The organism is Sporosarcina contaminans, assembly GCF_042679045.1.
Classification (GTDB): domain Bacteria; phylum Bacillota; class Bacilli; order Bacillales_A; family Planococcaceae; genus Sporosarcina; species Sporosarcina contaminans.
Window position 1 is genome coordinate 1 of the sequence record NZ_JBHTLT010000019.1, and the last position, 13,337, is coordinate 13,337.

The window sequence follows — 13,337 nt, forward strand, 5'->3', positions numbered from 1 at the left end:
TAAAAGAGAAATTCGAATAGCTCGAGTTTCTTGCTGGCATCTTGTTAAGATGTCAATTTTGAATCCGAAGATTCGTTTTGTCTCTTCCGCCGACGGGGTCGGCTTCGAGACTTTATTTGTTGACGTTTTGCTGTTCAGTTTTCAAGGTTCATTTCGTTACCTCTCAGAGAAGCAACTCTTATATAATACCATCTTGCGTTTTTCGTGTCAACAACTTTTCTAAAAAACTTTTAAAGTTGTTTGCGTTTGTTTCGTTTATCGGAAACGCAACATTATTTACTTTAACAGCTAACTGACTATATTGCAATACTTTATTTCATCTTTTTTAATTTTATCTCCCAAAAAGAAGCCTAACTATATAAATAAGGCTTCTCATCAATACTATTCAATGATTTTTTCTATCGCTATAGATCGATTATTCGTTAAATCAAGGGTAGAACCGCTATATAATATCTTGACTATCGGACGTAAAGGCGTATCTCGATGGAGGAACATAACTTCTCCTATTTCGCCGGATGTCAATTTCACTCGCATTCCTATAGATAAATTACCAATCAATTTGTGGAGTGCTTCAACTACTTTTATGTCGAATTTGCCAAATTCCTCTTCTTTTATCATTTCAATCACTTTATATGGAGAGTGTTTGGATCGATAAAGTCGTTCAGATGTCATGGCATGAAACACATCCGCTACTGCTAAGATTTGAGCATAAGTTGAAATTGTATCCAGTTTATCTCCACGAGGATACCCGCTTCCATCTAAACGTTCATGGTGTTGCAAAATCGCCATTTTCATTTCTTGCCTAAGCAACGGTGAACTTTGAATCATTTTTACACTAAATAAAGTATGTTTTTTTACTTCGTTATACTCTTCTTTCGTTAAAAATGCTGTTTTTTCTATAATCTCAGGATTTATTTTTGCCATTCCGCAATCCGCCAGTGTTCCTGCTAAGCCGATTTGAAGGTTTTCTCCTTTAGAATTGCCCATTTGATTGCTTATGGCAGCTGATAGAATGCCAACTGCAATAGAATGATGATATATATAGTCCTCAGGGTCAGATAATTCGTTCAGCATTGTTAACATCCGTTTATTCGAAATGAATTTTTCTAATAAAGGAATGATGAGCTCCCGAATTTTTGTAATGTCTGGTTGCTTTCCCGCACGCCAAGCTATAAATTCCTTTTTATATTCACGAACTGTTTCATTATATTGCTTCCGCAAGATGTACATATTGACCGGAATATGATCAAGCACCGCATCAACATCAAGATGGGGAATTTGCTCGTCTTTTGGCATTACCTTCTTGGACACACGTTCTTCCACTTTGACCCTTTTGACACTGAATGCTTGGAGTACTTCCAAATGTTCAGGTGAAAGTTCGGTATCTTTTCGTATGAGCGGATATTTTGTATTCACAAATACATCTTCCTTCAGTAAAATACCAGCACGCAAGTCACTAACATTTTTATATACTTCCATCCTGAGACCCACCGCTTTCTAAATTATCGTAGAACTATTATACTCCATTTCTTTCGGATAGACGATAAAAAAAGTTATTGGAACCGCAATTATGCCGTCCCAATAACTTTTATCATTCTTCGATATCTGTTTCTTCTATTTCAACTGATGTGGTTGTTTCTTCAGCTTTTTCAACCGTTTCCTCTTCAGTCTCTTTTTCGACCTTCGCAACTGTAGCAACCAATTCGTCCTCTCCTAACCGGATAAGGCGAACGCCTTGCGTTGTACGGCCAATTGAAGAAATATCTTCGATGTCCATACGGATTAATATGCCATGAATCGTGATCAGCATTAAATCTTCAGTTCCATCTACTGTTTTCATGGCGACAAGCGGTCCATTGCGGTCTGTTACATTCAATGTTTTCAAGCCATATCCGCCACGAGATTGGACTCGGTATTCATCTTCGGGCGTTCGTTTACCGAAGCCTTTCTCAGTAACGACAAGCACTTCATCGCCTTCTGAAACAGTATCCATTCCGATAGCATAGTCTCCTTCTCGCAAACGGATCCCACGCACGCCACTGGCAACTCTGCCCATTGCGCGGATTTCCTGCTCATCAAACTTAATGAGCATGCCGTTTCTCGTACCAATCGCTATCTTCTCTTCTCCGCTCGTCATTTTTACGCCAATCAATTCATCATCGTCACGTAATGTCAATGCAATCAAGCCATTCGACCGGATATTGGCAAATTCAGATACGGAAGTTCGCTTGACGACACCACCGCGTGTAGCAAAGAAAAGGAATTTATCTTCCTCAAAGCCCTTCACTGGAATCATTGCTGTCACTTTTTCTTCCTTATCGAAGTCCAATAGGTTGATGAGTGGCAATCCTTTTGCAGTCCGATTATATTCCGGAACCTCATATCCTTTTTTACGGAATACCCGTCCCTTGCTCGTAAAGAATAAAATCGTATCATGTGTAGACGTGTTTAATAGATGTTCAACAAAGTCGTCATCATTTGTTCCCATTCCTTGGATGCCTCGTCCGCCGCGGCGTTGGCTACGGTACGTATTTGCAGGCAGGCGCTTAATATAGCCATTATGCGTTAACGTCAATACAGAGTTCTCTTCTGGAATGAGGTCTTCGTCTTCCAGCATTTCAGTGCCGCCGATTGTGATTTCTGTCCGGCGTTTATCCGAAAATCGCTCCTTCACTTCAAGCAATTCTTCTTTAATAATATTCAACACTTTTTGATCATCTGCCAAGATTTCTCGCAGTTCGGCAATAAGCTTGAGCAGTTCTTGATATTCATCTTCGATTTTATCTCTTTCGAGTCCTGTCAACCTTTGCAAACGCATATCCAAGATCGCCTGTGCTTGCCGTTCTGACAAGCTGAAACGCTCCATTAGGCCACTTTTTGCTTCATCGGTTGTTTTAGAAGAACGAATTAAAGTAATGATTTCATCAATATGATCAAGAGCGGTCCGCAAACCTTCCAAAATATGTGCACGATCTTCTGCTTTATTCAATTCGAATTGTGTTCTGCGCCGAATGACCACTTTTTGATGTTCCAAGTAATGATACAAAATCTCTTTCAAAGAAAGGATTTTCGGCTGGCCATCAACAAGAGCAAGCATATTAATGCCGAAGCTCGATTGCAATGCAGTATGTTTGTATAAATTATTTAAAATGACATGAGCATTTGCATCTCTGCGAACTTCGATGACGATTCTCATGCCTGTACGGTCAGACTCATCCGCCAAATGTGTAATCCCATCAATCCGCTTGTCTCGTACAAGCTCAGCTATTTTCTCGATCAATCTTGCCTTATTCACCTGATACGGTAATTCTGTAACAATAATTGTCTCTTTGCCGTTGGAATGCGTCTCAATTTCCACTTTTCCTCGGATGATGATGGAGCCTTTCCCTGTTTCATAGGCCCTACGAATGCCACTGCGGCCTAAAATGATCCCGCCAGTCGGAAAATCAGGGCCAGGTACGATTTCCATCAGTTCTTCTGTCGTAATCGCAGCATTGTCAGCCAATGCCAAGACCGCATCAATTGTTTCACCTAAATGATGTGGGGGTACATTAGTAGCCATACCGACTGCAATACCTGAAGTACCGTTCACAAGCAAATTCGGAAAACGGCTCGGAAGAACGACGGGCTCTTTTTCTTGGCCATCATAGTTATCTTGATAATCAATTGTATCCTTGTTTATATCACGCAATAATTCCATAGCAATGCGGGACATGCGTGATTCAGTGTAACGCATTGCCGCAGCTGCATCACCATCAACGGAACCAAAATTCCCGTGGCCATCAACTAACATATAGCGATAGTTGAAATCTTGCGCCATCCGCACCATCGTATCGTAAACAGCGCTATCGCCATGCGGATGATATTTACCGATGACATCTCCGACGATACGAGCAGATTTCTTATGAGGCTTATCCGCAGTATTCCCAAGATCCTGCATCGCATAAAGGATACGGCGGTGTACCGGCTTCAATCCATCCCTTACGTCAGGCAACGCACGTGAAACGATAACACTCATGGCATAATCCAAGAAGGACGTTTTCATTTCTTGACTGATATTGATCCCTTGGACACCACGTTTCGACATATCTGCCATTAGGTATAGCTCCTTTCAACTCTGTTGCATCAGCTTGCATTACATGTGCAAGTCTTATAAAAACATCAACTGGATTGATCTGTTCGATTAAGTATCCAAGTTTTTCACATACATCGCATTTTCTTCGATAAATTTACGGCGTGGTTCAACTTCATCACCCATCAACTGTTCAAATGTTGCATCCGCATCAAAAGCGTCTTCAAGATGAACTTGCAGTAAGGTCCGCTGTTCAGGGTCCATCGTTGTATCCCATAATTGTGTCGCATCCATCTCACCAAGCCCTTTGTAGCGAGTAATGACCGGTTTTGGATTCGGCGACAGCCGTTCAAGTATTTCTTGTAGCTCTTCTTCATCGAAACAATATTCCTCATGCTTTCCTTGTTTCACGCGATAAAGAGGTGGCTGTGCAATATAGACGTAGCCTGCTTCAATCAAAGGGCGCATGAAACGGAAGAAAAATGTAAGCAACAATGTACGTATATGGGCTCCATCAACGTCCGCATCCGTCATGATGACAATCTTATGATATCGGGCTTTTGAAAGGTCGAATTCCTCTCCAATTCCCGTACCTAAGGCTGTAATCATCATACGAATTTCCGCGTTTCCTAAAATACGGTCTAAGCGTGCCTTCTCGACGTTCAAAATTTTACCGCGCAATGGTAGAATCGCTTGGAAATGGCGATCACGACCACTTTTTGCGGATCCTCCCGCTGAGTCTCCCTCAACAATATATAATTCGCTAATTTCAGGGTTCCGCGAAGAACAGTCAGCTAATTTGCCTGGAAGGCTGGAAACTTCAAGCGCAGATTTACGGCGTGTGAGTTCCCTTGCATTTTTTGCAGCAACCCGTGCGCGAGCAGCCATTAAGCTTTTATCTACAATCAATCGTGATGTTGTTGGATTCTCAAGCAGGAATCTTTGAAAACCTTCAGCAAATAAAGAATTCGTAATGGTACTCACTTCAGAGTTTCCTAATTTCGTTTTCGTTTGTCCTTCGAATTGAGGATCCGGATGCTTGACAGAAACGATAGCTGTCAGCCCTTCTCGAACATCATCGCCAGATAAGTTCGGCTCGGATTCCTTCACCAAACCGTTTTTTCGAGCATAATCATTCACAACGCGGGTAAGTGCCGTTTTAAAGCCAGCTTCATGAGTTCCGCCTTCATACGTATTAATATTATTCGCAAAAGAAAGCAGGTTTTCGGCATAGCCAGCATTGTATTGCATCGCAATTTCAATTGAAATGCCGTCTTTTTCTCCTTCAATGAATATCGGATCTTCATGAATTGGTTCTTTGTTTTGATTTAAATGCTCAACATATGATTTAATGCCGCCTTCATAATAAAACGTGTCGGTGCGCTGCTCTTCTTCACGCTCATCTGTAATAGAGATACGCAATCCACGGTTCAAATAGGCAAGTTCCCGAAGACGATGTGCTAAAATCCCATAATCATAAACAGTTGTTTCTGTAAAAATTTCGGGATCTGCTTTGAACCGTGTACGCGTACCAGTTTCATCCGTTTCTCCGATTACTTGCAGCTCCTGTGTCAAAATACCGCGCTCAAACTCTATGAAGTAGATTTTGCCATCCCGTTTTACATACACTTGGGTTTTCTCGGAAAGCGCGTTGACGACGGACGCACCTACACCGTGCAATCCGCCCGAAACTTTATAACCTCCGCCTCCGAACTTACCGCCTGCATGAAGTACAGTCATAATGACCTCAACAGCCGGTCTTCCCGTAGATTCCTGGATGCCTACTGGAATGCCTCGTCCATTATCGTCCACACGAATCCAGTTATCTTTCTCGATAGCAACTTCTATATGATCACAGTATCCAGCTAAAGCTTCGTCGATACTGTTATCTACAATTTCCCATACTAAGTGATGAAGTCCGCGCGCACTTGTCGTTCCGATATACATGCCGGGACGTTTACGGACAGCTTCTAAACCTTCCAATACTTGTATCTGATTGGCATCATAAGCTGTCTGCAATTCTTTCTCTTCCATCGCCAAAGTATTCACCTTTCCTTTCTGAACATCTATCCTTTTTCAAGGCATGTGTAACTTACCTGAAAGTCCAATGCGGTTACCTAAAGCACAATTATAAATTAGGCACCATCATTCGATCGCAATGGCTATTTGTCAATCTTCTTTTACTACATGGCCAGCAGACACCTCGAACATCTTTGCTTTCCGGATCGTCTCGTGATCGATCCCTGCGATATTCGTCGTTGTGACAAATGTCTGCACTTGGCCTTGCATCGTATTTAGCAAGTGAGATTGACGGTAATCATCAAGTTCAGAAAGAACATCATCCAACAGAAGTACAGGCGTTTCTCCGACTTCTTGTTTAACCAGTTCAATCTCCGCTAATTTCAAGGACAGGGCCGTTGTCCGTTGTTGTCCTTGAGAGCCGTATGTTTGAATATCATACCCATTCACAAAAAAATGGAGATCGTCACGGTGCGGGCCAATCAATGTCATTCCCCGCTCCAGTTCACGACGTCTCACTTCATGCAATCTCCGGCTGAGTATTTCTTCCATTTGCTCCACAGTCTGCCCAGATTTTAGGTCTTTTAAAGTACCATAAGTGATTTTAAGTTGCTCCAATCCTCTTGAAATTCCTTCGTGGATCGGCTCGGCCCATTTCTGCAGCAATTCTATGAAATGGAATCGTTTACGGATAATTTGCACAGATAGTTGGATATATTGTTCTGTATATATATCGAACATGACGTCCGTTAACTCTAATTTGCCGCGATTATCTTTTAAAATCGCATTGCGTTGCTTTAAAATTTTTTGGAAGGTCAGCAAGTCATGTAGATAGACAGGGGAAATCTGACCAATTTCCATATCTAAAAATCTCCGTCTCACTTGCGGACTTCCTTTAACAAGATTCAAGTCTTCAGGCGCAAACATGACAACATTCAGCTGACCGATATAATGACTTAATCGGTTCTGTTCCAAATGATTGACTTTCGCTTTCTTGCCCTTTTTTGAAATAATCAATTCAAGTGGTAGTTTTCCAAATTTGCGTTGAATGTCCCCTTCTATTTTACCATACTCTTGTTCCCAACGTATCAATTCACGATCATTTGATGTTCGATGAGATTTCGCCATCGAAAGCACATAGATCGATTCCATGATATTTGTTTTCCCTTGTGCGTTTTCACCGATTAAAACATTGATTTGAGGAGAGAAGGAAAGGTCAAGCGCTGCATAATTACGATAATCCGTCAGTGATAACCGCTCAATATACATCCGCTTGACCGTCTAAAGATGTGGATATTTTAAATCTTCCTATTCCGGGGATGTTGATAATATCGCCATCAACAAGTTTTTTGCCTCTACGATTTTCTTGCTCCCCATTCACAAAAACGGCATTTTCACTTAAAAACCATTTTGCCATGCCCCCTGAGCTAATTGCATCGGTCATTTTCAAGAGCTGGCCTAATGTGACGAATTCCGTATCTATTTTCAGAATTTCCATCTGCTTCAACCCTTCACAAATTAGTCTGTCCTTCTATTTTACCGAACTTTAGGCATTAAGTAAAAAGGATAGTCCGTTATAGACTATCCTTTCACCATCCATTGTTAAAAAGTTCGAACCGGCAAAATGAGCTGCAAGATTGCCTCGCTGTCGACTGCTTTCAAGATGAAAGGTCTCATAGCGCCAGTAAATTGGATAACAATGTTTTGACCTTCAATGGCCTTTAATGCATCCATCATATATTTTGCACTAAATGATATTTTTAAATCTTCACCAACTACTTCAATCGCTTCAATTGACTCTTCAACTTTACCAATTTCTGGTGAATTAGACGTAATTTCGATGATGTTACCTTCATTTGCAGAAAAACGGACAATATTGTTTCTTTCATCTCTCGCGAGCAATGAAGCCCGGTCAATCGCTTGCAACAGCTGTTTTCCATTTACTGTTACTGAGGTTTTATGTTCTGCTGGTATCAATCTTGAAGTATCAGGATAATTCCCTTCTAAAAGACGTGAGTAAAATTGAACATTGGCCGTTTTAAACAAAATTTGCTGATCGGCAATAACAATTTCAATTAAGTTGGAGTTGTCAGCGAGAATTTTATTTAATTCTTGAAGGCTTTTTCCTGGAATGACAACGCTAAATGGAATTTCAGACATCACTTCTGGTGTGATTTCCCTTTTTGCAAGCCTATGGCTGTCTGTAGCTACGCAAATAAGTTTATCATCTACTGTTTCCCAATGAACACCTGTCAAAATTGGTCTAGTTTCAGCTTGAGATACGGCAAATACGGTCTCTCTAATCACTGATTTTAAAAGATCTGCCGGCAATGAAAAGCTATGATCATCTTTTACAGATGGCAAAATCGGATAATCATCTGCATTTGAACCGATCAAATGGAATTCGGATTTTCCAGAACTAATATGTGCATGTGTTCCATTTTCAACTACAATTGTCACTTCGTTTGTTGGTAGTTTCCGAACAATTTCATTAAACATTTTCGCTTGCAGGATGATGGAACCTGTTTGTTTAACATTGATAATTTGTTCGCCGTCTTTTTCACTTGGAATGAACGTACAGATTGTTATGTCTGAATCACTTCCTGTCATCGTCATTCCTTTATCTTCAACTGCAATTTTCACACCAGTTAATATAGGGTTCGCTACTTTTTGGCTAATTGCTTTCATCACATCATTCAATCCATCAAGCAAACTATCCCTCGTGATTTCAAAATTCATTTTGGATCCTCTCTTCCCTCGCTTATATAATAATAATTAATAAAGATTTATAGTAATAATAGTAATAGGGGCTGTGGATATGTTAATAACGCTGAAAAAGCCTTATCTAACAAAGATATACACATGTGCATAACGTGTTTGTAAGCTGTATTTTTTATTCATAGCTATTCACAGCTTCAATTTATCCACGGCCTAACGCATTTCGGATTTCTTGGATATCTTGCTGCAAATTTGGATCTTCCTTTAATTGCATGGAAATTTTCTCATGCGCATGAATGACTGTTGAATGGTCTCGACCGCCAAATTCAGATCCGATTTTCGGCAATGAAGCATCCGTAAGCTCTCTTGATAAATACATTGCAATTTGGCGAGGGAATGCGATAGCCCTCGTCCTTTTTTTTGCAGAAAAATCCTCTAACCGGATATTGAAATGCTCCCCAACTGATTTTTGAATATCTAAAATCGTCACGGTGCGTGGCCTTGAATTCGGAATGATATCTTTTAACGCTTCTGCAGCTAAATCTGTCGTAATATCCATATTGACTAGTGAGGAATAGGCGACCACTCGAATAAGCGCACCTTCTAACTCTCTAATGTTCGTATCAATTTGATTGGCAATATAGAGCATCACTTCATCCGATATATCAACTAATCCATCTGCCTTTGCCTTTTTACGCAAAATAGCTATTCGCGTTTCCAAGTCAGGCGGCGCGATATCTGTTATGAGTCCCCATTCGAAGCGAGATCTTAGACGATCCTCCAATGTAGGAATTTCTTTTGGGGGACGGTCGCTTGAGATAATAATTTGCTTTGATGCTTCATGCAGCGTGTTAAATGTATGGAAAAATTCTTCTTGAGTCTGTTCTTTCCCAGCGATGAATTGAATATCGTCTATTAAAAGCACGTCAACATTGCGGTATTGATTTCTAAAATCGCCCGCTTTGTTATTCATGATCGAATTAATAAATTCATTTGTAAACTTTTCGGAAGATAGATAGACAACCTTTGCATTAGGGTTTTGTTCCAAAATATAATGTCCGATTGCATGCATTAGATGCGTCTTTCCTAAACCGACTCCACCATAGATGAACAGCGGGTTGTAGGACTTCGCTGGTGCCTCTGCGACAGCTAACGACGCTGCGTGGGCAAAGCGATTGCCAGATCCAATGACGAATGTGTCGAATGTATACTTTGGATTCAGCATGACAGATGCTGAAGGGACTTGAATTTTTTCCGATTGCTGGACAGCTGGTTTTGGAAGCTGGAAATCATTCTCTTCCATTTCTTTAGGAACGACGAATTGGATAAGCCGGTCTTCCCCCGTTAATTCGGATAGAATGCCAGTTATCAAATGAACGTAATGATTTTCAAGCCAATCTTTGGCGAATGAATTCGGGACGGCAATCGTCACATTTTCATTGCCATAGGACATGAGCTTTGTCGATTTTAGCCATGTTTCAAAACTGGGCTTGGAAATGCGTTCTTCAACTTTCGACAAAACTTCATTCCATAAATTACTTAGCTGATCCACTTTTTTCCCTCCTTTACACATAAAAAATAAGACATGGAAATATGTATTATACACAGAATCCAGCCATGTGGATATCTTATATCCAAAAGTGTTGAAAAAATTATCCACAATATATCAACAATTGTGGATAAGAATTTTATCTCTTAAATTTATTCACAGCAAAATCTTTTTAATTGTAACAGGAAACTATTATAATGACAAGGGATTCTATGAGTTATAAACAGGACCCGCAACTGTGGAAAACTGTTTTATCCACAGGTTTTCATATGTGTAGAAGCTGTAGATAAGACTTGTGAATAAAAAAATGAGCGCTATTTCCTATGAACAAGATATACATGTCGAATGTTGTTCAATTGTGGATAAGAATTTTGTCGAAACGAGATAGATAAAGCTGTAGACGATCAAAGGATGGCGAGTTTGTCTTTATAAAAAAGATTGACATTCATGAAAATGACCTTTATACTGTTCAAGACTGTCACATAGCAAAGGGACAATGCAGGAGGTGTCTTTAACATGAAACGTACATTCCAACCAAATAAACGTAAACGTAGTAAAGTTCACGGCTTCCGCGCGAGAATGAGCTCAAAAAGTGGTCGTAAAGTTTTAGCGGCTCGTCGACGCAAAGGAAGAAAAGTGCTTTCAGCATAAGGCCACTGTACCTCAGTGGTCTTTTTTTTCGTTAAGAGATAGTCATATTGCTGAGAGACGGAAACAAAGTATGAAATAAAGCGGGTGAGCTACTTGAAAAAAAGTCAAAGAATCAAAAAGAATGCTGATTTCCAAAAAGTATTTAAAAGTGGTAAATCCGTCGCCAATCGGCAATTCGTTGTTTATTCCTATATAAAAGAAGACCAACAGGAGTTCAGGATCGGATTGTCCGTTGGCAAAAAAATCGGGAACGCTGTGACGAGAAACCAAGTGAAACGCTATATTCGGCAAGCCTTTTTAGAAATGAAGGACGAGTTACGCAATGATAGGGATTTTGTTATTATCGCCAGACATCAGGCGGCCACAATGAATTTTCATGAAACGAAAAAAAGTCTGCAACATGTTTTAAGAATTGCAAGGGCATTCAAGAAGAGTGAAATGAAGAGAAAAAAGACAGACTGAATGTATATTTTGCCTATCCAACCAATTAAGAAGTAGAACGTACTAAATGTTCGTGATAAACTGACAGTAATGCTTTCTTCACGGAACAGAACAGATTTGGGGGAAACAAATTGAAGAGAAAAGCCGGAATACTATTTATGCTGACAATCTTGACAGTATTTTTGTCAGGGTGCTCACAGTTCAATGAACCAATTTATTCAACGAGTGAAGGATTTTGGAATAAATATATCGTTTGGCCGATTGTTTCCTTAATCAGCACGTTCAAAGAACTGTTAGGAACATACGGACTCGGTATTATTGCGGTAACGATTATTATCCGCCTCATTTTATTGCCACTCATGATCAAGCAGGCACAAAGCTCGAAGCGCATGCAAGAGATCCAGCCGGTCCTGAACCAATTAAAAGAGAAATATAAGTCAAAAGACGCGGTTACTCAGCAAAAGTATCGTGAAGAAATGCAAAGAATTATAACAGAAGAAAAAATCAACCCTGCGGCCGGATGTTTGCCTGTTATTATTCAAATGCCGATTATCATTGGCCTTTACCATGCGATCAGCAGAATGAACGCAACCCCTGAAATTGAAATTGGGAATTTCCTTATTTTCGAACTTGCAACGCCAAGCATCACATTAGCGATCATTGCAGGCTTAATGCAATTTATCGTCTTGCGTACAGGCCCTGCGATGGACAACCCACAAATGAAAGTAATGATGTATATCATGCCTTTCATGATTATGATTTTCGGTACATTCTTACCTGCAGCACTTGCGCTTTACTGGGTTATCGGTAACATCATTTCAATTATCCAAAACATTTTCATTTACAAACCATTTAAGAAAAAAGAAGCCACACCTGCAAAAGTGGGAGGGAAAAGAAAATGAACAAGATAACGCGAAAGGGAGCGACTGTAGAAATTGCGATCTCCAAAGCGCTGCAAGAGCTCAATGTAACGCGTGATGAAGTGGAAATTGATATCGTGGATGAAGGTAAAAAAGGATTTTTAGGAATTGGTGCTCGGGATGCTGAAGTAAGCGTTTCGCTTAAGCAGCAAAATAGTTTATTAAAAAATGAAGAGATGCAGCCAGAGGAGCCTGTTCAACCTTCCGATCCGGTCATAGCAGAGCCTATTGAAGAGAGCAATCCTTTAGAAGAAACGATAGAGGAAGATAGGTCAGCCGGAGAGATGAACGTTAACGGTGATGAGGAAGCGATCCGTGACACTGAAGCTTATTTGACGGCAATTGCAAAAGATATGGGTATTCATGATTTAAAAATCGAACATGAAATGGAAGGGAAATATATTTCATTTCAAATGCAAAGTGAAAAGGCAGCATTTCTAATTGGCAAGAGAGGGCAAACGTTAAACGCGTTACAGCAATTGGCTCAGCTTGTAACAAATAAAAAAGCAGGTCAATTTAAAGTTGTTCGTCTCGATGTCGGTGACTATAGACAGCGACGCGAACAGTCGTTGGAGCAGCTTGCAGAAAGAATGGCTGATCAAGCTGTCAGAACAGGCAGGAAGGTACAGCTTGAACCGATGCCATCTTACGAACGTAAAGTCATTCATAATGCCTTATCAAACCGTTTAGATATTGAAACGTATTCAGAAGGAACGGATCCAAATCGCTATTTAGTTATTGAACCGCTCTACTGAAACAAATAGTTGGCCCCGAATGTTATGCAAAACATTCGGGGTTTTTTAGTATGTTTTCATGAAATTTTGCTTTCAATATTTGCAGAAAACAATTTAAGGAAGTCCCACGTATACATCATTAGGGCCATCGAACGTCGAAGGATGGACTTGGCTAGTCCGTTTGATTGCCAGTCAATCGCTAAACGCTTCTCTAAAAAACTTTTATACGTATT

General features: G+C 40.3%; 11 protein-coding genes. 4 read left to right on the top strand and 7 right to left on the bottom strand.

Annotated features, from left to right (window positions below):
• Positions 1-381: 381 nt before the first annotated feature.
• The 7 genes from ACFQ38_RS03800 to dnaA form a co-directional block, all read right to left on the bottom strand.
• A complete protein-coding gene (locus tag ACFQ38_RS03800) occupies positions 382-1,479 on the bottom strand; it encodes an HD-GYP domain-containing protein (RefSeq protein ID WP_381479824.1) in 1,098 nt (365 codons plus the stop codon).
• A 112-nt stretch (positions 1,480-1,591) separates the two neighbouring features.
• Entirely contained in the window at positions 1,592-4,096 is a 2,505-nt protein-coding gene (gene gyrA / locus ACFQ38_RS03805) for a DNA gyrase subunit A (protein WP_381479825.1), read from the bottom strand.
• A gap of 87 nt (positions 4,097-4,183) precedes the next feature.
• On the bottom strand, positions 4,184-6,106 hold the full coding sequence (gene gyrB / locus ACFQ38_RS03810; protein WP_381479842.1) for a DNA topoisomerase (ATP-hydrolyzing) subunit B: 1,923 nt from the start codon (positions 6,104-6,106) through the stop codon (positions 4,184-4,186).
• Positions 6,107-6,241: 135 nt separating this feature from the next.
• Entirely contained in the window at positions 6,242-7,360 is a 1,119-nt protein-coding gene (recF, locus tag ACFQ38_RS03815; protein ID WP_336824528.1) for a DNA replication/repair protein RecF, read from the bottom strand.
• The gene (gene yaaA, locus ACFQ38_RS03820) at positions 7,350-7,589 is read right to left on the bottom strand and encodes a S4 domain-containing protein YaaA (RefSeq protein WP_336824529.1); all 240 of its coding nucleotides are present in this window, start codon (positions 7,587-7,589) and stop codon (positions 7,350-7,352) included. The genes recF and yaaA overlap by 11 nt, the downstream gene beginning before the upstream one ends.
• A 104-nt stretch (positions 7,590-7,693) precedes the next feature.
• On the bottom strand, positions 7,694-8,830 hold the full coding sequence (gene dnaN, locus ACFQ38_RS03825) for a DNA polymerase III subunit beta (RefSeq protein ID WP_381479826.1): 1,137 nt from the start codon (positions 8,828-8,830) through the stop codon (positions 7,694-7,696).
• Between the two features lie 181 nt (positions 8,831-9,011).
• Entirely contained in the window at positions 9,012-10,361 is a 1,350-nt protein-coding gene (gene dnaA, locus ACFQ38_RS03830; protein ID WP_336824531.1) for a chromosomal replication initiator protein DnaA, read from the bottom strand.
• Between the two features lie 513 nt (positions 10,362-10,874).
• Here dnaA and rpmH point away from each other — a divergent pair.
• From rpmH to jag, 4 genes are all read left to right on the top strand, one after another.
• Entirely contained in the window at positions 10,875-11,009 is a 135-nt protein-coding gene (gene rpmH / locus ACFQ38_RS03835) for a 50S ribosomal protein L34 (protein ID WP_224654211.1), read from the top strand.
• Positions 11,010-11,102: 93 nt separating this feature from the next.
• Positions 11,103-11,471, top strand: a complete 369-nt coding sequence (gene rnpA / locus ACFQ38_RS03840) for a ribonuclease P protein component (RefSeq protein WP_336824532.1) — start codon at positions 11,103-11,105, stop codon at positions 11,469-11,471.
• Positions 11,472-11,608: 137 nt separating this feature from the next.
• Positions 11,609-12,352 (top strand): membrane protein insertase YidC, encoded by a 744-nt coding sequence (gene yidC / locus ACFQ38_RS03845; protein WP_381479843.1) that lies wholly within the window; start codon positions 11,609-11,611, stop codon positions 12,350-12,352.
• Positions 12,349-13,125, top strand: coding sequence for an RNA-binding cell elongation regulator Jag/EloR (gene jag / locus ACFQ38_RS03850; RefSeq protein ID WP_381479827.1), 777 nt, complete (start codon positions 12,349-12,351; stop codon positions 13,123-13,125). Before yidC ends, jag begins: the two co-directional genes overlap by 4 nt.
• Positions 13,126-13,337: the final 212 nt, after the last annotated feature.